Origin of the sequence: Actinomycetospora corticicola (assembly GCF_013409505.1) — a bacterium.
Taxonomy (GTDB): domain Bacteria; phylum Actinomycetota; class Actinomycetes; order Mycobacteriales; family Pseudonocardiaceae; genus Actinomycetospora; species Actinomycetospora corticicola.
Map to the genome: position 1 here is coordinate 1,204,323 of NZ_JACCBN010000001.1, position 20,228 is coordinate 1,224,550.

The 20,228-nt window shown below is 74.0% G+C and carries 20 protein-coding genes; 13 read left to right on the plus strand and 7 right to left on the minus strand.

Annotated elements, in window-relative coordinates; all coding sequences use genetic code 11:
• Window positions 1-39: 39 nt before the first annotated feature.
• Together BJ983_RS05690 and BJ983_RS05695 are read right to left on the minus strand one after the other, a co-directional pair.
• Window positions 40-822: an SDR family oxidoreductase gene (locus BJ983_RS05690; protein WP_179792939.1), complete on the minus strand. Its 783-nt coding sequence runs from the start codon at window positions 820-822 to the stop codon at window positions 40-42.
• A gap of 15 nt (window positions 823-837) precedes the next feature.
• Complete coding sequence (locus BJ983_RS05695; RefSeq protein ID WP_179792940.1) at window positions 838-1,200, minus strand: nuclear transport factor 2 family protein; 363 nt, start codon at window positions 1,198-1,200, stop codon at window positions 838-840.
• 78 nt (window positions 1,201-1,278) lie between these two features.
• Here BJ983_RS05695 and BJ983_RS05700 point away from each other — a divergent pair, with 78 nt between their 5' ends.
• Window positions 1,279-2,073: a MerR family transcriptional regulator gene (locus tag BJ983_RS05700; protein WP_179792941.1), complete on the plus strand. Its 795-nt coding sequence runs from the start codon at window positions 1,279-1,281 to the stop codon at window positions 2,071-2,073.
• 14 nt (window positions 2,074-2,087) lie between these two features.
• Window positions 2,088-3,179 (plus strand): DNA alkylation repair protein, encoded by a 1,092-nt coding sequence (locus BJ983_RS05705; protein WP_218890125.1) that lies wholly within the window; start codon window positions 2,088-2,090, stop codon window positions 3,177-3,179.
• A gap of 114 nt (window positions 3,180-3,293) precedes the next feature.
• On the opposite strand, the gene BJ983_RS05710 is transcribed toward BJ983_RS05705, so the two are convergent.
• The gene (locus BJ983_RS05710; protein ID WP_179792943.1) at window positions 3,294-4,232 is read right to left on the minus strand and encodes a hypothetical protein; all 939 of its coding nucleotides are present in this window, start codon (window positions 4,230-4,232) and stop codon (window positions 3,294-3,296) included.
• Between the two features lie 162 nt (window positions 4,233-4,394).
• On the opposite strand from BJ983_RS05710, the gene BJ983_RS05715 reads away from it, so the two are divergent.
• From BJ983_RS05715 to BJ983_RS05750, 8 genes are all read left to right on the plus strand, one after another.
• Window positions 4,395-5,378, plus strand: coding sequence for a cation diffusion facilitator family transporter (locus BJ983_RS05715; protein ID WP_246325535.1), 984 nt, complete (start codon window positions 4,395-4,397; stop codon window positions 5,376-5,378).
• Window positions 5,379-5,448: 70 nt separating this feature from the next.
• Window positions 5,449-7,086: a purine-cytosine permease family protein gene (locus BJ983_RS05720; protein ID WP_179792944.1), complete on the plus strand. Its 1,638-nt coding sequence runs from the start codon at window positions 5,449-5,451 to the stop codon at window positions 7,084-7,086.
• A 33-nt stretch (window positions 7,087-7,119) separates the two neighbouring features.
• Window positions 7,120-7,422, plus strand: coding sequence for an urease subunit gamma (locus BJ983_RS05725; RefSeq protein WP_018331582.1), 303 nt, complete (start codon window positions 7,120-7,122; stop codon window positions 7,420-7,422).
• Entirely contained in the window at window positions 7,419-9,470 is a 2,052-nt protein-coding gene (locus tag BJ983_RS05730) for an urease subunit alpha (RefSeq protein ID WP_343053758.1), read from the plus strand. Before BJ983_RS05725 ends, BJ983_RS05730 begins: the two co-directional genes overlap by 4 nt.
• Before the next feature lie 72 nt (window positions 9,471-9,542).
• Window positions 9,543-10,037 (plus strand): methylated-DNA--[protein]-cysteine S-methyltransferase, encoded by a 495-nt coding sequence (locus tag BJ983_RS05735; protein ID WP_179792945.1) that lies wholly within the window; start codon window positions 9,543-9,545, stop codon window positions 10,035-10,037.
• A 102-nt stretch (window positions 10,038-10,139) separates the two neighbouring features.
• Entirely contained in the window at window positions 10,140-10,874 is a 735-nt protein-coding gene (locus tag BJ983_RS05740) for an urease accessory UreF family protein (RefSeq protein ID WP_179792946.1), read from the plus strand.
• A gap of 16 nt (window positions 10,875-10,890) precedes the next feature.
• Window positions 10,891-11,523, plus strand: coding sequence for an urease accessory protein UreG (gene ureG / locus BJ983_RS05745; protein WP_179797376.1), 633 nt, complete (start codon window positions 10,891-10,893; stop codon window positions 11,521-11,523).
• Window positions 11,520-12,251 carry an urease accessory protein UreD gene (locus tag BJ983_RS05750; RefSeq protein ID WP_179792947.1) on the plus strand — a complete coding sequence of 244 codons (732 nt, stop codon included), beginning with the start codon at window positions 11,520-11,522 and terminating at the stop codon, window positions 12,249-12,251. The genes ureG and BJ983_RS05750 overlap by 4 nt, the downstream gene beginning before the upstream one ends.
• A gap of 90 nt (window positions 12,252-12,341) precedes the next feature.
• Here the strand turns inward: BJ983_RS05750 and BJ983_RS31520 are convergent, their stop codons facing one another.
• On the minus strand, window positions 12,342-14,144 hold the full coding sequence (locus tag BJ983_RS31520) for a hypothetical protein (RefSeq protein WP_179792948.1): 1,803 nt from the start codon (window positions 14,142-14,144) through the stop codon (window positions 12,342-12,344).
• 61 nt (window positions 14,145-14,205) lie between these two features.
• On the opposite strand from BJ983_RS31520, the gene BJ983_RS32115 reads away from it, so the two are divergent.
• The gene (locus tag BJ983_RS32115; protein WP_179792949.1) at window positions 14,206-14,907 is read left to right on the plus strand and encodes a (2Fe-2S)-binding protein; all 702 of its coding nucleotides are present in this window, start codon (window positions 14,206-14,208) and stop codon (window positions 14,905-14,907) included.
• Between the two features lies 1 nt (window position 14,908).
• Here the strand turns inward: BJ983_RS32115 and BJ983_RS05765 are convergent, their stop codons facing one another.
• On the minus strand, window positions 14,909-15,622 hold the full coding sequence (locus BJ983_RS05765) for a M50 family metallopeptidase (RefSeq protein ID WP_179792950.1): 714 nt from the start codon (window positions 15,620-15,622) through the stop codon (window positions 14,909-14,911).
• A 45-nt stretch (window positions 15,623-15,667) separates the two neighbouring features.
• On the opposite strand from BJ983_RS05765, the gene BJ983_RS05770 reads away from it, so the two are divergent.
• Both BJ983_RS05770 and BJ983_RS05775 read left to right on the plus strand, forming a co-directional pair.
• A complete protein-coding gene (locus tag BJ983_RS05770) occupies window positions 15,668-17,098 on the plus strand; it encodes an MFS transporter (RefSeq protein ID WP_218890127.1) in 1,431 nt (476 codons plus the stop codon).
• A 49-nt stretch (window positions 17,099-17,147) separates the two neighbouring features.
• Window positions 17,148-18,614, plus strand: coding sequence for a glucose-6-phosphate dehydrogenase (locus BJ983_RS05775; protein WP_179792952.1), 1,467 nt, complete (start codon window positions 17,148-17,150; stop codon window positions 18,612-18,614).
• On the opposite strand, the gene BJ983_RS05780 is transcribed toward BJ983_RS05775, so the two are convergent.
• Window positions 18,600-18,929: a hypothetical protein gene (locus BJ983_RS05780; RefSeq protein WP_179792953.1), complete on the minus strand. Its 330-nt coding sequence runs from the start codon at window positions 18,927-18,929 to the stop codon at window positions 18,600-18,602. The two genes, BJ983_RS05775 and BJ983_RS05780, sit on opposite strands and share 15 nt — an antisense overlap.
• 290 nt (window positions 18,930-19,219) lie before the next feature.
• On the minus strand, window positions 19,220-20,221 hold the full coding sequence (locus BJ983_RS05785) for an aminotransferase class V-fold PLP-dependent enzyme (RefSeq protein WP_179792954.1): 1,002 nt from the start codon (window positions 20,219-20,221) through the stop codon (window positions 19,220-19,222).
• Window positions 20,222-20,228 lie beyond the last annotated feature (7 nt).

Genomic DNA, 20,228 nt, shown 5'->3' on the forward strand with positions numbered 1-20,228 from the left:
CTAGTTCCGCCCGACGACGGGCCGCACCTGCTTTCCACCTCAGACGGTGGGGACGGTCCCGCCGTCGATCACGTACTCGGCGCCGACGATCGCCGTGGCGCGGTCCGAGACGAGGAAGCCCACCAGGTCGGCGATCTCCTCGGGGTGCGCGAACCGTCCCAGGGGCACACCGCCCAGGGAGTCGACGATCTGCTGTTTCGCGTCGTCCCGGGTGAGGCCGTTGCCCCCGGCGATCCGGTCCACGAACTCCTCGTACGCCTCGGTCTCGATCCCGCCCGGGCTGACGGCGTTGACCCGGACGCCGCGTGGCGCGACCTCGTTGGCGCGCCCCTTGCTGTAGGTGCGCAACGCCGCCTTCGCCGCCGCGTACGCCAGCGACGCGTCGTACAGGGGCAGTTCCCGCTGGATCGAGGTCACGTGGACGATCGCGCCCGAGCCGGCCTCGACCATGGCCGGCAGGAGCGCGCGGTCGAGCCGCACCGCGCCCAGGAGGTTCAGGTTCAGCTCGACGAGCCACTGCTCGTCGGTGATGGCCGCGAACCCGCCGGGCGGCGTCGAGGCCCCGCCCACGACGTGTACCAGGACGTCGAGCGGCCCGTCCTCCGCGAGCCGCGCGACCACGGCGTCGGTGCCGCCCGCCGTCGAGGTGTCGGCCGCGATGAAGCGGTCGGGCCGCTCGTACCCGCCGGGCATGGTCCGGGCCGTCGTGTACACGTCGGCGCCCATCTCCCGCAGGCGCTCGACGACGGCCCGGCCGGAGCTCTTCGAGCCGCCGGTGACGAGCGCCCGGCGCCCGTCGAGACGATCGCGATCCGTTCCCATGGTCTTCGTGTCCGCTCAGGCGTCGTGGGTGGCGATGACGAGCTCGGCCACGAGGTCGTCCCGGAGCGCGAACCGGTAGTCGAGCTCGGCGACCCCGCCCGGGAAGGTGCCTTCGAGCCGCACGGTGACCACCGCGTGGGTGTCGTCGACGCGGCGGGCGCCGATCTGCTCGGTCGTGGTCTCGAACCGGGCGCCGGCATCCCGCAGGAACGCGTGGACCTGCTCGCGGCCGCGCAGGGTCTCGCCCACGTCGACGAGCACCACGTCCTCGGTGAAGAACGACGAGGCGCCGTCGTCGTCACCGGCCACATGGGCGGCCATGAAATCGCGGACGGTGGTCGGGAGCGTGTCGGACGGGAGGTCGGTGCGCTGTGTCATGGGACCACCGTGGGAGCTCGCGGCGCGGGAGGGTCAAGGGCTGGACCCTCTCCCCGGGGGAGGGTCCAGGCTGCAGGGGTGCTGACCATCGGGGAGTTCTCGCAACTGACCCACCTGAGCGTGCGCACCCTGCGCCGGTACCACGAGGCGACCCTGCTGGAGCCCGCCGTCGTGGACGAGGCCAGCGGCCACCGCTACTACGCGGTGGACCAGATCCCGGTCGCGCAGGTCATCCAGCGTCTCCGGGAGCTCGACGTCCCCCTGGGCGACGTCCTCCGGATCCTGCGGACCCCCGACCCGGAGGTCCGGGCGGCGCTGGTCGCGGACCACCTGGAGCGTCTCGAGGACGAGCTCGCGAGGACGCGGACCGCCGTGGTCTCGCTGCGCCGCCTGCTCCGGCCCGACCCCGCGCCGCTCGACGTCGAGCTGCGCGCGGAGCCCGCCTGCACGGTCGCAGCGGTCGAGGGCGTCCTCGGGGCCCACGAGGTGGAGAGCTGGTTCGCCGGCGCGGTGGCCGAACTGGAGGCCGCCGTCGGCGCGGCGGCCGTCGGCCCACTCGGCGGCACCTACGAGAACGCCCTCTTCCAGCAGGAGCGTGGTCACGCGCTCCTGTACCTGCCGACCGCGGCACCCCCACGCACCGGGCGCGTCCACCCCGCGGACCTGCCGCCCGTGGAACTGGCCGTCACCACACACGCGGGCGAGCACGACGGCATCGAGGTCACCTACGGCCAGCTCGGCACCTGGGTCGTGGAGAACGCGATGGCGGTCGCCGGGCCGGTCCGCGAGCGCTACCTCGTCGGTCCGCGGGACAGCCCCGATCCGGCCGCGTGGCGCACCGAGATCGGTTGGCCGGTCTTCCGGGTCGGCTGATCGTCGTGGGAGCGATGGACGAGATGATCGACGCCGCCGTGATCGGACAGCTCGCACGGCTGCTGCGGCAGGTCGGCGTCGAGCCGACGGCGCTCGGGGCGGCTCGCGTCGCCGACCAGAAGCTCCGGCGTCGGGTGGACGTCGTCCGCGACGCCCTCCTGGTCGATCTCCCTCCCGGGTACCGGGAGACCGCCGCGGCGGTCCGCGCCGCGTTCGAGGACGAGGCCTTCGCGGGCTGGATGTTGTGGCCGGTGTCCGAGGCCGTCGTCGACCGGGCCCTGGCGTCGGGTTCCGCGCTGTGCTTCGACGACGCCTTGGACGTCCTCGCCCTGCTCACGACCCGGCTGTCCGGCGAGTTCGCCATCCGCCGCATGCTCGACGCCGGGCTCGAGCGGACACTCGAGGTGGCCACCCGCTGGACGGAGGACCCGGACCTGCACGTCCGCCGGCTCGCGAGCGAGGGGACACGCTCCCACCTCCCGTGGGCCACGGGCGTGCCCGAGCTGGTCTGGCGGCCCGGGGTCACCCGCCCGATCGTCGACGCGCTCTACACCGACGAGTCGGAGTACGTGCGCCGGTCGGTGGCCAACCACGTCAACGACCTCGCGCGCGACGATCCCGACCTCGCGGCCGACATCGTGGCGGGCTGGCTCGACCGTCCGGACGGGAACACGCCCCGGGTCGCCCGGCACGCCCTGCGCACCCTGGTCAAGAAGGGGCATCCCGGGGCGCTCGCGCTGATGGGGTTCGAGGGCTCCGACTTCCGGGTGGACGGGCCTCGGGTCGATGACCACGAGGTCCCCCTGGGCGGGGACGTCCGGTTCACCGCGCAGGTCACCAACACCGGGACCCTCCCGGCCCGGACCGCGATCGACTACGTCCTGCACTTCCGGAAGGCGCGCGGTGAGCTCCGGCCGAAGGTCTTCAAGCTCACGACGCGGTCGATCGCCCCGGGCGAGACGGTCGCCGTGGACACGTCCTACTCGTTCCGGGCCCGGACGACCCGGACCTTCCACCTCGGCGAGCACGCGATCGAGCTCCAGGTCAACGGGCGGCCCCACGGCCGCGCCACCTTCGACCTCGTGGAACAGGAGGAGTCGTCGTGACGGCCGGCACGCCGAGGATGCGTCGGCGCCTTCGGGATGAGCGAACGGCACACCGGCGGGTTCCGGGGATGCCCCGACCTGCACGGTGTGCCACTCGTGGTCCTGCAGGGGAGATCAGCTGCAGACGCAGTGCCCGTTGCCGCCGCCGTTGTTGCCGTTGTTCCCGCCGGTGCCGTGCCCGTTGCCGTTCCCGCCGCCGTTGCCGTGCCCGTGACCGCCGCCGTTGTCGCCGCCCTGACCGGGCTCGGTGGTCGGGGGAGTGGTGGGCGTGGTCGGGTCGACCGGAGTGGTCGGCTTCGTCAGCTCGAAGTCGTAGGTCGTGGTCGGGGTCGAGATGAGGTCCACCGCCGACTCCAGGCCTGCGTTCCCGCTGCCCTGGTTGATCACGACGCGCTGGACGACGAGGTCCGGCGCAGCCGCGACGTAATCGGCGAGCGGCTTGGCGCCGCCGTTCGAGCAACCGCGCTGGGCTTCCTCGATGACGCCGGGAATCGCCCTGGTCGAGCACCAGTTGCCGGCGCCGGCCAGGAAGCGGTTCCACTGACCCGGAGTGGTGCTGTCACCGGGGTTGTAGACCGGTTCGTACGTGAGGTTCGAGTACCCGCCGTCGGCCGGACCGTTGAAGTCCACGGTGAGCTGGAGGCTCGGGAACTGGACCGGGTTGTCGGCGGCGCCCTGGTAGGCGGAGTACGCCCCCGCCGCGATCCAGTTCTCGAGGTCGGCGTCGGCGCCGGACACCGTCGCGTAGTAGTTGACCTTGTCCGAGCCCGCGGGTGTCGACAGACGGAGTGCCGCCTTCCCGCCTCCGGTCGGTGCGCCGTACTCGTCCGACACCTCGGCCTTCCCGTCGCCGCGGGTGTCGTCCTTGACGAACGGGTCGAGGTCCGGCAGGACGTACGTCGTCGTCGCCGGGGAGCTGATCGGGAGGATGTCGAGGGGGGCGGCGCTCCCGGTGCCGAACATGACCGCGGAGGTCCCCCCGATCACCAGCGCGCCGGTCGCGGCGAGCATCGCCACGCCCCGTCGTCCGATGCTGACCCTGTGCTTGCCCATGCGAGCGATCCCCCCGAGTACTGCGGCGTGCGACCGAGAGCACGGTCACGCAACGGGTAACGACGGGGTCACGAAAGAGTGATGACGGGTCCTCGATCGTGGCGGTACGGGTCACCTCCACGCCGACTCCACATGCGCATGCGTGCATGTATTGTCCGGGTCATGGGGCACGACCACGGGCACGGTCACGGACACGGTCACGGGGCCGCCACGGACGGACGTCGGCTGACCGTCGCGCTGGTGATCACGGCCGTCGTGCTCGTGTCGGGGGCGATCGGCGCCTGGGTCACCGGGTCGCTGTCGCTGCTCGCCGACCTCGGGCACCAGGTCACGGACGTCGCGGCGCTGGTCACCGCGGTCGTCGCGGCCCGGCTCGCGCAGCGCCCCCCGAGCGCCCGGCGGACCTTCGGGCTCGGGCGCAGCGAGGTGCTCGGCGCCGCCGTGAACGCCCTGGCCCTGCTCGCCGTCACGGTGTGGGTCGCGGTCGAGGCGGTGGAGCGGCTCCTCGCCGACACCCCGCCCGAGGTGCCGGGGTTCGCGCTGCTGATCTTCGGTGCGATCGGTCTCGTCGGGAACCTCGTGTCCCTGGCCGTGCTCTCCGGCGGGAGCGGCTCGCTCAACGTCCGCGGGGCGGCCCTGCACGTGCTCGGCGACGCGCTCGGGTCGGTGGCGGTGATGGTGGCGGCCGCCGTGCTGCTGCTGACCGGCTGGCCCTACGCGGACGTCGTGGCCTCGCTGGTCATCGTCGCGATCCTCGTGCCGCGTACGGTCGCCCTCCTCTCCACCACCGCGCACGTCCTGCTCGAGGGCACACCCCCCGGGATGGACGTCGAAGAGGTCCGCGCCGCCCTGCTGGCGGTGCCCGGCGTCCGCGAGGTGCACGACCTGCACGTGTGGGTCATCTCCGACCGCACCCCCGCCGCGTCCGCGCACCTCGTCGTCGAGGACGGGACCACGCCGCAGTGCGAGGGCACCGGGCACTCCAGCGTCCTCGACCGGGCGGCCGCCGCCCTGCGCGAGGAGTTCGGGCTCGATCACTCCACGTTGCAGATCGAGACGCCCGAGCACGCCGACCACGAGGAGCACTGCCCCCCGCCCCCCGTTCGGGTGGCCGTTAACGACCCCGTGACACCGCGGCAAACCTGACCACATCGGGCTCACCCAGGCTTCACCCTGCGCCACCCGAGCGGGTCGGCCGGTGTGAAGGGGTGGGCAGATGTCGCAGGACGTGCAGGCGCCGGCGGCGGCGCCCCCGGCGAAGGCCAACGAGACCCTCGAGGACTACACCCTCCGGTTCGCGCCGCGCAGTTACCGGAAGTGGTCCACGGGCGTGGTCGCCACCTCGGCGCTGGGCGGAATCGCCTATCTCGCCGACTTCGCGATCGGCGCGAACATCGGCATCTCGTACGGCACGGTGAACGCGCTGTGGGGGATCGGCGTGTTCGCGGTCGTCATCTTCCTGTCCGGGTTCCCGCTGGCCTTCTACGCCGCGCGCTACAACCTCGACCTGGACCTCATCACCCGGGGGAGCGGCTTCGGCTACTACGGCTCCGTCGTCACGAACATCATCTTCGCGACGTTCACCTTCATCTTCTTCGCCCTCGAGGGCTCGATCATGGCGCAGGGTCTCGAACTGGGGCTCGGCCTGCCGTTGTGGGCGGGTTACGCGCTCTCGACGGTCATCATCTTCCCGCTCGTGGTCTACGGGATGAGCCTGCTCTCGAAACTGCAGCTCTGGACGACGCCGCTGTGGCTGATCCTCATGGTCGCGCCGTTCGTCTACCTGTTGCTGAGCCACCCCGAGTCGGTGCAGACGTTCTTCGCCTACCAGGGTGAGGAAGGCCAGGGGACGCCGTCGCTCGGCGCCGTCTTCCTCGCCGCCGGGGTCTGCCTCTCGCTGATCGCGCAGATCGCCGAGCAGATCGACTACCTGCGCTTCATGCCGCCGAAGACGCCCGAGAACTCGCGGCGCTGGTGGACCGCCGTGGTCCTGGCGGGGCCGGGCTGGGTCATCTTCGGCGCCGCCAAGCAGGTGGTCGGCCTGTTCCTCGCGGTGTACCTGCTCGCGAACGTGGCGGGGGCGTCGGAGTTCGCGAACGAACCGGTGCGCCAGTTCGTCGTCATCTACAACGACATCCTGCCCGGCTGGCTCGCCCTCACCCTCGCGGTCATCCTCGTCGTCATCAGCCAGATCAAGATCAACGTGACGAACGCCTACTCCGGGTCGCTGGCGTGGACGAACTCGTTCACCCGCGTCACGAAGTACTACCCGGGCCGGCTCGTGTTCCTCGGCGTGAACCTCGTGATCGCGCTGATCCTCATGGAAGCCAACATGTTCGACTTCCTGAACACGATCCTCGGCTTCTACGCGAACTGCGGCATGGCGTGGGTGGTCGTGGTCGCCACCGATATCGCGATCAACAAGTACGTCCTCGGGCTCTCGCCGAAGCAGCCGGAGTTCCGGCGCGGGATGATCTACGACGTGAACCCGGTCGGGTTCGTCTCGATGATCGTCTCCGCCGGGGTCTCGATCCTCGCGTTCTTCGGAGCCCTCGGGTCGACGCTCGCCTCGTACTCCCCGCTGGTCGCGATCGGGCTCGCCTTCGTGCTCCCGCCGATCCTCGCGATCGCCACGAAGGGGAAGTACTACCTGCGCCGTCCCGACGACGGGATCGACGCCCCGATGCTCGACGAGCTCGGCAACCCCTCGGGCGAGACGCTGCACTGCCAGGTGTGCGACCAGGACTTCGAGCGCCCCGACATGACCGCCTCGGGCACCGGGACCGGCCACGTCTGCTCGCTGTGCCTGTCGACCGATCGCAGTGGGGACCACGTCCTGCCGGCCGCCCCGTAGTCTCGCCGCCACCCGACCGGGAGGAGCCCCGAGGTGCTGCTGTCGCCCCACGAACAGGAGAAGCTGCTGCTGCACGTGGCGGCCAACCTCGCGCGGGAACGGCGGGGCCGCGGGCTCCGGCTCAACCATCCCGAGGCGGTCGCCCTGCTCAGCTCGTGGATCCTCGAGGGCGCGCGGGACGGCCGGTCGGTGGCCGAGCTGATGGCGGACGGACAGCACGTGCTGACCCGCGACGACGTCATGGAGGGTGTGCCCGAGATGGTGCCCAGCGTGGCCGTCGAGGCGACGTTCCCGGACGGGACGAAGCTCGTCACCGTGCACGAGCCGATCCAGTGAGCGCACCGGGAGAGGTGTTCCCCGGCGACGGCGAGATCGTCGCGGGGGAGGGCGCGCGGACGCTCTCGCTCACGGTGACGAACACGGGCGACCGGCCGATCCAGGTCGGGTCGCACATGCACTTCGCGTCGACCAATCCGGCGCTCGCCTTCGACCGCGAGGCCGCGACGGGCATGCGGCTCGCCATCCAGGCGGGGACCTCGGTGCGGTTCGAGCCCGGCGTCGAGAAGGACGTCGACCTCGTGGCGCTGGGCGGGCGCGGGTCGTTCCCCGGTGGGCGGCTGGACGTGGCGGACCCCGCCGGCACCGACCCGTCATCGGGAAGGACGGGCAGTGGCTGGAGCGTGGGGCGCGACCGGTACGCGGCGCTGTTCGGCCCGACGACGGGTGACCGTGTCCGCCTCGCGGACACCGACCTGACCATCCGCGTCGAGGAGGACCGCTCGCGCGGGCCGCGGGGCGGCGACGAGGCGGTCTTCGGCGGCGGGAAGGTCATCCGCGAGTCGATGGGCCAGTCGCGCGCCACCCGGGCCGAGGGTGCCGCCGATCTGATCATCACCGGCGCGCTGGTGCTCGACCACTGGGGCGTCGTGAAGGCCGACGTCGGGGTGCGCGACGGGCGGATCGTCGGGCTGGGCAAGGCCGGGAACCCGGACACGATGGACGGGGTCTCGCCGGAGCTCGTCATCGGCCCGTCCACCGAGATCCTCGCCGGGAACGGCCTCATCCTGACGGCGGGCGCGGTCGACTGCCACGTCCACCTCATCAGCCCGCAGCAGATCCCGGAGGCGCTCGGCTCCGGCGTCACGACGTGGATCGCGGGCGGCACCGGACCGGCCGAGGGCACGAAGGCGACGACCGTGACACCGGGCGCCTGGTGGCTCGCGCGCATGTTCACGGCGCTCGACGCGGTGCCGCTCAACGTGTCCCTGCTCGGCAAGGGCAACACGGTGGGCCTGGAGGCGATGCGCGAGCAGGTCGCTGCGGGCGCCTCCGGGTTCAAGGTGCACGAGGACTGGGGCGCGACGCCCGCCGCGATCGACGCCGCGCTGCGGGTGGCCGACGAGACCGGTGTGCAGGTCGCCCTGCACACCGACACCCTGAACGAGGCGGGCTACGTCGACTCGACGCTCGCCGCGATCGCGGGCCGGTCGATCCACGCGTACCACACCGAGGGGGCCGGGGGCGGGCACGCGCCGGACATCATCACCGTCGCCGGCCAGCCCCACGTGCTCCCGTCGTCGACCAATCCGACGCGCCCGCACACGGTGAACACCGTCGACGAGCACCTCGACATGCTGATGGTCTGCCACCACCTCTCCCCGTCGATCCCGGAGGACCTGGCGTTCGCCGAGTCGCGCATCCGGGCGTCGACGATCGCCGCGGAGGACCTGCTCCACGACCTCGGCGCGATCTCGATGATCGGCTCCGACTCGCAGGCGATGGGGCGGGTCGGCGAGGTCGTGCTGCGGACCTGGCAGACCGCGCACGCCGCCCGACGACGGGTGACCGGACAGTCCGGCGTCTCGGCCTCGGGCGACGACAACGACCGCGCGCGCCGCTACGTCGCCAAGTACACGATCTGCCCGGCCGTCGCCCACGGGCTCGACGGCGAGGTGGGGTCGGTGGAGGTCGGGAAGCTGGCCGACCTCGTGCTGTGGGACCCGGCGTTCTTCGGCGTCCGCCCGCAGGTCGTGGTCAAGGGCGGCATGATCGCCTGGGGCCGGATGGGCGACGCCAACGCCTCGATCCCGACCCCGCAGCCCGAACTGTCCCGCCCGATGTTCGGTGCGATGGGTGCGGCCCCGGCGGCGTCGTCGGTCTTCTTCACGGCGCCCGGCGTCACCCCGCCCGACGTGGACGTGGCGCGTCGGTTCGTGCCCGTCAAGTCGACCCGGGCGGTGGCCAAGGCCGACATGCCGCAGAACGCGGCGACCCCGGACATCCGGGTCGACCCGGAGACGTTCACCGTGACGATCGACGGCTCCGTGGTCGACCCCGACCCGGTGCGCGAGCTGCCGATGGCGCAGCGGTACTTCCTGTTCTAGATGTGGCCTGCGGCCATGTGAGCAGAAAGGGTCGCCATAGCGACCCTTTCTGCTCACATGGACCATGTCCACATGGCGGTCACGCACTCGATCACGGACAGCCCGCTCGGCCCGCTGACGTTGCGGGCCGACGACGGCGTGCTGTCCGGGCTGTACATGACCGAGCACCGCCACGGGCCCTCCGCCGACGCCCTGGGGGAGCGGGTCGACGACGCGGCGCCCGCCGCCCGCGAGGAGCTGGCCGCCTACTTCGACGGGGACCTCCGCGAGTTCACCGTCGACGTCGTGCTGCGCGGCACCGAGTTCCAGTCGCGGGTGTGGGCGGCGCTGCGGACGATCCCGTACGGCGAGACGTGGACCTACGGCGAGCTCGCGGCGCGGATCGATGCGCCGACCGCCGTGCGCGCGGTCGGGCTCGCGAACGGGAAGAACCCGATCAGCATCGTCGTCCCGTGCCACCGGGTGGTCGGGGCGAACGGGTCGCTCACCGGCTACGGCGGCGGCATGGAGCGCAAGCGCGCGCTGCTCGACCTCGAGGGCCTCGGGGCGCCCACGCTGTTCGGCTGAGCGAAGGTCCGGACGTGTGGGGCGCGTCGCCGGCGCCCGTGGGCGTGTCGCCACACAGGTCGGGATCTCCTGGTCGTAACAGAGCCCGACTACGGTGTCCGCGTGCCCGCGCCGGAGCTGTGGTTGCTCGCCGACTCCCGGCTGCCGACCGGCGGGCACGCGCACTCCGGCGGCATCGAGGCGGCGGTCCGACGCGGGTTGGTGCGGGCTCCCGACGACGTGGCGGCCTGGCTCGCCGGACGGGTCCCGACGGCGGGTCTGGTCACCGCCGCCGCTGCGGCCGCGGCGTGCGCGCTGGTCCATCCGCGAGGGGAGGATCCGAGCGCTCTTGTGGCCCGAGGGTTCCCCTCACGCGGGACGGCGGTGACCGACTGGGCGCCCTGGGACGCGGCGATCTCGGCGCGCACCCCGGTGGCGGCACTGCGTGAGGTGTCCCGCCAGCAGGGCCGGGCGATGCTGCGGACGGTCCGGCAGGCCTGGCCGCACGCCGAGGTCGCGGGCCTCGGGACCCGGCCGCACCAGGCCCTCGTGCTGGGCGTGGCGGCGGCCGCCGCCGGGGCCACTCCCGAGGACGCGGCCGGCCTCGCCGTCCACCACCTCGTCGGCCAGGTCTGCTCGGCCGCGGTCCGACTGCTCGGGCTCGACCCCCTGGCGCTCGCGGGTGTGCACGCGCGGGCCCTGGCCGAGCACGCACCCGTCGTCGGGACGGCCTCGGACGCCGGGACGACGGCGGCCGCGGCGCTCGACCCCCGACTGCTGCCCACCGCGACGACGCCGTTGCCGGAGGTGCTCGCCGTCCTGCACGCCCGATCCGAGGGAGCCCTCTTTGCTTCATAGACTCGACGAACTCGACCTGTCCGGCGGCTCGCACGACCACCCGAAGCCCGGTCGGGCGGTGCGCATCGGCATCGGTGGGCCGGTCGGCTGCGGGAAGACCGCGCTGGTGGCGGCCCTGTGCCGGGCGCTGCGGGACGAGCTGGCGCTCGCCGTCGTCACCAACGACATCTACACCACCGAGGACGCCGACTTCCTGCGCCGCGAGGCGGTGCTCGACGCCGAGCGGATCGTCGCCGTCCGCACCGGGTGCTGCCCGCACACCGCCATCCGGGACGACGTGACCGCGAACCTCGACGCCGTCGAGGACCTCGTCGAGCGATTCGACCCGGACCTCGTGCTCGTCGAGTCCGGCGGCGACAACCTCACCGCGACCTTCAGCTACGGCCTCATCGACCGCCAGATCTTCGTCATCGACACCGCGGGCGGGGACGACGTGCCCCGGAAGGGCGGTCCCGGCGTGGCCGGCGCCGACCTGCTGGTGATCAACAAGGTCGACCTGGCGCCGCTCGTCGGCGCCGACACCGACCGGATGGCCGGCGACGCGGCGCGGGTGCGGGACGGGAAGCCGACCGCCCTGGTGAGCGTCCGGACCGCTCCGATCACCGAGGTCGTCGACTGGGTGCGCGCGCAGGTGCGGGTCGCGGCATGACGGGTGCCGTCCTCGCGGCGGCGCGGGTGTCGGTCACCGGCGGGCGCCTGACGTGGGCCTCGGCCCCGCCGGTGGTGCTGCGGCGGACCGGGCCCCGGCAGGTGCACGTGGTGGCCGTCGGCGGCGGCCCGCTCGGTGGTGACCGGCTGGGCCTCGAGATCGACCTCGGGCCGGGGGAGCGCCTGACGGTGCACTCGGCCGCGGCGACGCTGGTCCAACCCGGCCGTGACCCGGCCGCCGAGGCCTCCTTCGACGTGGTGGCCCGCCTCGCACCGGGCGCGGATCTCCTCTGGGCGCCGGAGCCGACCGTGGTGTGCGACGGGGCGGTCTGGGCCCCGTCGGTCCGGCTCGAGGTGGCCGAGGGCGCGACGGCTCAGGTCGTCGAGCAGGTCGTGCTGGGGCGGGCCGGCCAGGCCGGCGGTCGGTGTTCCTCGTCGGTGGACGTGACGTTCGGCGGTCGGTCCCTGCTCGCGACGACGACGGTGCTCGCCGGCGGCGACCCGGCCCTGGCCGGCATCGGCGGGACCGGGGGTGCGCGGTCGGTCGGGACGGTGGTGCGGGTGGGTGCCGGGCCGCACGGTGAGGACGGCGGCATCGACGACGACGTGCTCTGGGCCCGGAGCCCGTTGGACGGGCCGGGGTCGGTGCTGTCGGTGGTCGGGACGGTCCGCGGGGTCGCGCGCGTGCTGGCGGCGGACGGGGCCGGGGTGATGTCGTCGGTCGGCTAGGTTGCTGAATCCCGTGTCTGGTGCGCAGGAATCCTGCGCACCAGACACGGCGCTCAGTGACCTGGCGGGTGGGGGGCACTCGCCCCGGCGTCAGTTGTCCCGGTTCTCCGTGCCGAACCCCTCGGCCGCGCCGTCCGTGACCGGCTCGAACCAGCCCGCGACCGGTGCCTTCGAGGAGCGCCGCGGAGTCTGCGGCTCGGCGGGTGTCCCGCCGACCGCCTCGTCGGAGACCTCCGGGAGCGGAGCCGACGGGCTGAAGAGGTCCGTTCCCGCTGCGGGGGTCGGCGTCGGCCGCGGTGTCCGTATCGTCCCGGCGAGGCCGGGGTGGCTCGCGGGAGCCGGTCCCGGCGACGGGTCGTCGGTGTCGGTCCGGGGCTCGTCGGCCGGGGCCGAGGGCCGGGGGCTGGGCCGCGACGACGGCTGGGACCCGGGCCCCTGATCGGCCGGGGCGGCCGCCGACCCGGTGGCAGCGGGCTGCGGCGCGGACGCAGGGCCGACCGGAGTCACGGCCGGCTGCGACGCCGACGTCGGACCGGCGGACGGCGTGACGGCGGGCTGGGGGCCGGACGACGGGCTGGGCGACGGCGCGACGGCGGGCTGCGAGCCGGACGACGGGCTCGGCGACGGCGCGACGGCGGGCTGCGGTGCGGACGCCGGGCCGGCCGGGCGGGTCACCGCCGGCTGCGGTGCGGACGCCGGGCCCGCCGCGGGCTGCGACGGCGGAACGGCCGGCATCGGCGAGGACGGCGAGGGAGAGGGCTGCGGCGACGGACGCACGGCGGGCGACGGTGCGGAGGCGGGCCCGGTGGACGCGCCGTCGCGGGCGGGCGGGGGCGTGCCCGGGTCGGCGTCGGCGGTGGTCGGGGTGCCGCCCACGGCGGCCTCGTCGACGTCGACCGCGGCGGCCGCGGTGACCCCGTTGACCCCGTTGACCGAGCGGGAGGCGGCGGGCGTCAGGTCGGTGTCGGCCTCGTCGGGGTCGGCGCCGGTGGGCGTGCCGCCGACCGCGGCCTCGTCGACCCCGGCCGGACCCGGGTCGGACGGCGGCGACACGCGAGCCGCGGAGGTCACGGGCACGTCGGGCTGTGCCACCTCGGCGGGCGAGGAGGGGGCCTCGGCGGCGTCGGGGTCGGCGCCGGTGGGTGTCCCGCCGACGGCGGACTCGTCGACCCCGGCCGGGCCCGGGTCGGGCCGGTCGGTGCCCTCGACGGTGCCCGCTTCCCTGTCACCGGGTGCACGCAGCGACGCCTTGCCTGCACTCGAGGTGCTCAGGACCGGCACGGCCTCGGTGGGCAGGTCCGCGGTGTGCTCCGGGGCGGCCGCGAACGGACCGGAGCCGGAGGCCGCGGCGGCCGCACCGAGCCCCGCGGCGCCGACGGCTGCGCCGCCCGCCGCGAGGCCGGCCGTCTGCGGCGAGAGCCGGACCCCGGCCTGGGCGACCACCTGCTGGCCGTGCTCGTCGAGCAGCGCGTGCCGTCCGGTCGGCGCGTCGTCGGCGAACGGCTCGGGCGCGAACCCCGGGGGAGGGGTGGGCACGGCCGTGGTCGGTGCGTCCGCCCCCGCGGCGGCCGCCTCGGCGGGCAGCCGGCGGAACAGCGCGGTGAGGATGAGGACCCAGGAGACGACGGTGAGGGCCGCGACCACCAGGGCGATGACGGTCGCCACCGTCACGGCCGTCTGCGGGTCCCCGCCGCCCCGGACGATCGAGGAGGGGATCACGTTGACCAGTGCGCCGGCGATGATCGCCACGAGCTGCAGGGCGAGGCCCCAGAGCGCGGGGGTGGCGACGTCGGGCTGCACCCGACGCCGCTGGATGGCGAGCACCAGGCCCACGACGACGGCGACGCCCGCCGGCAGGAAGGCGAACGCGAACCGCAGACCGGACTCGACCATGCGCCGAATCTAACGAATGGGTACGACATCCACCGCGACGTGGTTCCGGGACGATGGACCCGTGGAACCGATCACGGCCGCCGAGGCCCTCGTCGACGTCGACACCCTGGGCGGGTTCTTCGTCCTGGCCATCGGCCCGGTCGAGGGCGCCGACCCCTCGTGGCGGCCCCTCGGGGAGTTCGCCGGCGACGTCCTGGACGCCCGGATCGACGCGATCGCCGAGCAGCTCGGGGCCACCCGCCGGGTGGCCGGATCCCTGCTCGGGCTCTCGGTGTCGGCGCGGGTGACCGGGCTCGTCCTGGGCGCGGCGGCCCTGCACGGCCTGGTGCCCCGGCTGCACGACCGGCTGCACTGGCGCCCCTGGGCCGGTGGTCCCGCCCCCCTCTGGCTGGGCGAACCCGAGGCCCTGGCTCCCGACGACGGGCTCGGCGCGACCGCCGCGGCGGAGATCGACCGGACCCTCGCGCCGGTCCTCGGGGCGATCCGCGCCCAGGCGAGCGTGTCCGACCAGGTCCTCCGGGGGAACGTGGCCTCGTCGGTCGGCGGCGCGCTGCGGATGATCCTCACCGACCGCCCCGCGACCGGCGCCCGGGCGCTCGAGGTGGCCCGGTCCGTCGTCGGGAACCCGCCCTGGGAGGGCCTGGGGGAGTTCGGGCCCGAGCCCGCGCACCCCACCGGGGTCGGCTTCCGGCGCCGGACGTGCTGCCTCTTCTACCAGGTGCCTGGCGGCGGGACCTGCGCCGACTGCGTCCTGGCGAGCTGACTCACGGCAGCGGCGGCCACGCGAGCAGCAGGTTCGCCGCGAGGATCAGCGAGATCACGCCGACCAGCGCGAACAGGGCGACGACGGCACCCGCCGGGACGCCGGTGAGGCGCTCGACCTGGTCCGGGTCGGACGTCGGCGCACCGCGGCGCTGCAGCCGGGAGCGCTTCTGCGCCATCTCCAGCACCGTCTTCAGCCCGCCCACGATGAGGAACCACGTGACGAAGCAGGCGAACGCGTACTGGGTGGTCACCGAGCCGTACGCGATGACGAGCGCGACGACGGCGCCGGTGAGCACCACCGACACGACCCCGAAGACGTTGCGGATCAGCACCAGCGTGCCGAGCAGCACCATGATCGCGAGGCCCAGCATCGTCGGGACCGCCCCGCCCGCCACGAGCGCGGCCGCACCCAGCCCGAGCAGCGGCGGCGTCGGGTAGCCCGCGAAGGCCGTCGCCGCCATGCCGGGCCCCGTCGGTCGACCCTTCGACAGGGTCACGCCGGACGTGTCGGAGTGCAGCCGGATCCGGGTCATCGTCCGGCCGGTCATGATCGCGACGAGGGCGTGCCCGCCCTCGTGGGCGATGGTCACGACGTTGCGGGCCACCCGCCAGGTGGTGTCGAACGCGATCACGAGCAGCGCGACGAGGCCGGCGCAGACGACCAGGGCGACCTGGGTCTGGGCGGCGGTGAGGTCACCGAGTGGTTCGAGCACAGTGCTCCTGACCGTAGCGTGGTGCCCGTGGCGGACGAGCTGCGCATGAGGACCCCCGCGGGGCGCTGGGTCCTGGCGACGACGGTGCTGGGTACGGGGCTCGCGATGCTGGACTCGACGGTGGTCAACGTCGCCCTCGAGCGCATCGGGTCGGACTTCGGCGCCGCCTTCGCGGACCTGCAGTGGACGATCAACGCCTACACGCTCACCCTCGCCGGCTTCATCCTGCTCGGCGGCTCCCTGGGCGACCGCTTCGGACGCCGCCGGATCTTCCTCGTCGGGGTGGTCTGGTTCGCCCTCGCGTCCGCGCTGTGCGGGCTCGCGCCGTCGGTCGAGGTGCTCATCGCGGCGCGCGCGCTGCAGGGCGTCGGCGGGGCCCTCCTGACGCCGGGCTCGCTCGCACTGATCTCCGCGTCCTTCCGCGGCGAGGACCGGGCCGCGGCCATCGGGGCGTGGTCGGGCCTCGCCGGGGTGGCGGGCGCCGTCGGCCCCTTCGTCGGCGGGTGGCTCGTGGAGTGGAACTGGCGGGCGGTGTTCCTGGTCAACCTGCCGGTCGCCGCCGTCATCGTCGTGGCCGCGCTGCGCCACGTCCCCGAGTCGGTCGACCCCTCGGCCGTGAAGCACCTCGACCTGCCGGGCACGGTGCTCGCGCTGCTCGGGCTCGGGGCCCTGACCTGGTCGCTGACCGAGGCCGGCGCGGCCGGGGCCTCCCCGGCGGTCCTGACGACGGGGGTGGCCGGGGTGGTCGCGCTCGCCGCCTTCGTCGTGGTCGAGCGCCGCTCGCGGTCGCCGCTCGTGCCACCCGACCTGTTCGCCAACCCGCGCTTCTCCGCCCTCAACGTGGTGACGCTGCTGATGTACGCCGCGCTCGGGGTGCTGTTCGTGCTCCTGGTGCTGCAGCTGCAGGTCGTCGCGGGCTTCTCGCCGCTACGGGCCGGGCTGTCCACGCTGCCCATCACGCTGGTGATGCTGCTGCTGTCCGCGCGGGCCGGACGGCTCGCGTCCCGGATCGGTCCGCGCCTCCCGATGACGGTGGGGCTCGTCGTCGCGTCCGCCGGGATGCTGCTGCTCCTGCGCGTCGGCCCCGACGCCTCGTACTGGACCGACGTGCTGCCCGCGGTGCTGCTCTTCGCGCTCGGGCTCTCGGCCACGGTCGCCCCGCTCACCGCCACCGTGCTCGACGCGGCCGACGACCGGCACGCGGGCGTCGCCTCCGGGGTGAACAACGCCGTCGCCCGCGCCGCCGGCCTGCTCGCCGTCGCCGTCATCCCGGCCGCGGCGGGGATCGCGGGGGCGGACTACACGGACCCGGTCGCCTTCTCCGCGGGCTACCACCGCGCCGTCGTCATCGCGGCGTCCCTGCTGCTGGGTGCGGCCGTGCTGACCGTCCTGCTGCTGCGCCCGTCCCCGCGCTTCCAGGTGCACGAGTGCACGCACTGCGGGGTGACCGAGCCCGCGCCCGACCCGTCGTCGTGATGGGCGCCGGGACGTGTCAACCGCGCTCCGGTGGGGGAAGCTCGTCTTCGTGACCGATCAGGGAGACACCCCGCCCACCGTCTTCGTGCTGTTCGGCGCGAGCGGAGACCTCGCGGCGCGGCTCGTGCTGCCGGCCTTCTTCCGGCTCGCCCAGGAGAAGCTCCTGCCCGCGCAGTGGCAGCTGATCGGCAGCGGGCGGCGACAGCTCTCCGACGACGACTTCCGCGACCACGTGCACGAGAAGCTCACCGAGTTCGGGCCGAAGCCCGAGGACGGGCCCCGCGAGGTCTGGGACGAGTTCGCGTCGCGCCTGCACTTCGCCGGGAACGGCTTCACCGCCGACGACCCCGGCGAGCTCGTCGACAAGGTCGCGCAGGCCGAGCAGGAGCTCGGTGACGGCGACCCGTCGTCGGTGCAGCGCGTGCACTACCTGGGCCTGCCGCCCACCACCTTCGAGGCCTACACCGAGGCGCTCGCGGCCCACGACCTCGTCGAGCGCAGCCGCGTGGTCTACGAGAAGCCGTTCGGCACGTCGCTGGAGTCGTTCCGCTCCCTCGACGAGGCGGTCCACCGCGTCTACGACGAGTCGGTCATCTACCGGATCGACCACTTCCTCGGGAAGGAGGCGACGCAGCAGCTGCGGGCGCTGCGCTTCGCCAACGGTCTGTTCGGATCGAGCTGGGACCGCCACCACGTCGCCGCCGTGCAGATCGACGTCCCGGAGACCCTCGACGTCGCCGACCGCGCCGAGTTCTACGACGAGACCGGCGCCGTGCTCGACATGCTCGTCACGCACCTGTTCCAGGTCGCCGCCGAGATCGCGATGGAGCCGCCGAAGAGCCTCGCCGCCGACGACATCGCCCAGGCCCGCGCGGACGCGGTGAAGGCCTTCCGCCCGCTCACCACCGACGACGTGGTGCGCGGCCAGTTCGACGGCTACCGCGACATCGACGAGGTCGCCGACGACTCGGACACCGAGACCTTCGTGGCGGCGCGGATGTTCGTCGACACCGACCGGTGGCGCGACGTCCCGTTCCTCATGCGGACCGGGAAGATGATGGCCGAGAGCCACCAGAAGGTCTCCCTGGTGATGCGCGACCCGCAGGGCGGCCCGTACTGCGCCCCCGACGAGGCCGGGAACCCGGACTGCGCCGACATCCCGCGACGCGGCAACGTCGTCCGCTTCGACCTCTCCGGCGACGGGGAGCTCGGCATCTCGATGAACATCGAGCTGCCCGGCAGCGCGTCCGCGCTGACCACGCAGTGGACGACGATCTCGCTGCACGACGTGCACGGCGGCGACCCGTTGCCGCCCTACGTGCGGCTCATCCACGACATCCTGCTCGGCGACCGGACGCTGTTCACCCGGCCCGACGGGCTCGAGGAGGTCTGGGAGGCCGCCGGGGCCGCCCTCGACGGGTCGGCGGAGATCCGCCCGTACGAGCGCGGCTCCTGGGGCCCGAGCGAGGCCCTGCGCCTGGCCGAGCCGGTCGGCTGGACGTTAGGCGACCAGTAGGGCCGGCCCGGGCCCGTCGTCGGGGTGCAGCCAGCTGCTGACCACCAGGTCGGGCCCGGCGGCGGGCCACAGCGGAGAGTCCTCCGGGTGGTCGTCGTCGACGATCCGGTGGGCGAGCGCCGTGGCCTCCTCGCGCAGCGTCGTCGACACGGCGCGCGGGTCGACGGCGATACCGGTCAGGCCGTTGCTGACGACGTTGACCGCGGCGTCGGAGAGCTCGGGGTAGCGCCCGCTGCGGCGGCGGATCAGCACGAGCGAGCGGGCCCGCAGGAGCAGGCCGGTCACGGCGTGGTGGTGACGGGTACGGGTGCGCATGGCACCTCCAGGGATGCGGGGGAGCACCCCCAGGGTGCCCGCGGGTCCTTCCCGACGACGGGTGACGCTGATCGCCTCGCGCGTCGGTGCAGGTCAGGCGCCTGCCGTGGACCCCGGGCCGTGACGACCCCCACCTCCCGGCTCCACCCGCTTCGACGGCGAGTGCGGCGGAGTGCACTCCGGGTGACACACTCCGCCGCACTCGTGCGCGACGTACCGGCTGCCGCCGAGCCGTCGGTGACGGTGCGCCAGGTCGCCGCCGACCATCGCCGTGGGCTCGTGGCGCTGCCTCACCGCAGGGCGTCCAGCACGAGGTCGACGTCGGCGTCGGTGTTGTGCAGGTGGAAGCCCACCCGGATGGCGCCCGCACGGGCGGCGCAGCGCACTCCGGCGTCGAGCAGGCGCTGCGGGTCGCCGGGGACGGAGACGATCGGGCTCGGCGACGGCGGGAGGTCGAGCGCGGTCCGCAGGCGGGTCGCGAGCCCGACGCCGTGGGCGTGCACCGCGGACCGGTCGAGCCCGGCGAGCCACGGCAGGGCGACGGCGGCGCCGACGAAGGACGACCAGGCGGGGGAGACGTCGAGCCGTCGTGCCGTCCCGGCGAGGCGCAGCGGGAGGCCGTAGACCGTGCTCCACCGGTCCTCGCCCGCGTACCAGCCCGCCGCGCTCGGCGTGGTCCGCTCGAGGGCCCGCCCGGAGTACGCGGCCCACGCACAGCCGCGCGGGGACAGCAGCCACTTGTAGCCCCCGGCCACCACCACGTCGGCCCACGACAGGTCCGCCGGCAGCCAGCCCAGCGACTGCGTCGCGTCGAGCACGACGAACGCGCCCGACGCGCGGAGGGCCTCGAGGTCGACCAGCGCGCCGTCGGCGGACTGGGCCACGCTCACGGCGACGACCTCGTGCTCGGCCGCCCGTGCGCCGACCTCGGCCACCGGAACCTCGGTGACCTCGTGTCCGCAGGCCGCGAACGGGAAGCTGACGCTGGTGAACTCGCCGGCGGCGGTGAGCACGCGGGTGCCCGCGGGGAAGGACGCCGCCACCGGTCCGAGCAGCCCGGAGACGACCGAGCCGACCGCCACGCCCGTCGTCGGGAAGCCGGTGAGCGCGGCGAAGGCCTCGCGCGTGGCGTCGACCGGGGCGTCCATCGCGGGCGCGGAGACGGCGCCGGTCGCCCAGTCGTCCACCCAGGCGCGGACGGCGTCGACCACGTGCCGCGGCGGAACGCCGACCGAGGGGGTGTTCAGGTAGCCGGGTCCGACGTCGAACCGGGCGTCGAAGGCGGTGATCACGGCACCG

What these genes read in the sequence shown, in the direction of transcription:
- BJ983_RS05690 (WP_179792939.1), bottom strand. Translation starts at nt 822, where the DNA reads ATGGGAACGGATCGCGATCGTCTCGACGGGCGCCGGGCGCTCGTCACC.
- BJ983_RS05695 (WP_179792940.1), bottom strand. Translation starts at nt 1,200, where the DNA reads ATGACACAGCGCACCGACCTCCCGTCCGACACGCTCCCGACCACCGTC.
- BJ983_RS05705 (WP_218890125.1), top strand. Translation starts at nt 2,088, where the DNA reads ATGGACGAGATGATCGACGCCGCCGTGATCGGACAGCTCGCACGGCTG.
- BJ983_RS05710 (WP_179792943.1), bottom strand. Translation starts at nt 4,232, where the DNA reads ATGGGCAAGCACAGGGTCAGCATCGGACGACGGGGCGTGGCGATGCTC.
- BJ983_RS05715 (WP_246325535.1), top strand. Translation starts at nt 4,395, where the DNA reads ATGGGGCACGACCACGGGCACGGTCACGGACACGGTCACGGGGCCGCC.
- BJ983_RS05720 (WP_179792944.1), top strand. Translation starts at nt 5,449, where the DNA reads ATGTCGCAGGACGTGCAGGCGCCGGCGGCGGCGCCCCCGGCGAAGGCC.
- BJ983_RS05735 (WP_179792945.1), top strand. Translation starts at nt 9,543, where the DNA reads ATGGCGGTCACGCACTCGATCACGGACAGCCCGCTCGGCCCGCTGACG.
- BJ983_RS05750 (WP_179792947.1), top strand. Translation starts at nt 11,520, where the DNA reads ATGACGGGTGCCGTCCTCGCGGCGGCGCGGGTGTCGGTCACCGGCGGG.
- BJ983_RS31520 (WP_179792948.1), bottom strand. Translation starts at nt 14,144, where the DNA reads ATGGTCGAGTCCGGTCTGCGGTTCGCGTTCGCCTTCCTGCCGGCGGGC.
- BJ983_RS05770 (WP_218890127.1), top strand. Translation starts at nt 15,668, where the DNA reads ATGAGGACCCCCGCGGGGCGCTGGGTCCTGGCGACGACGGTGCTGGGT.
- BJ983_RS05780 (WP_179792953.1), bottom strand. Translation starts at nt 18,929, where the DNA reads ATGCGCACCCGTACCCGTCACCACCACGCCGTGACCGGCCTGCTCCTG.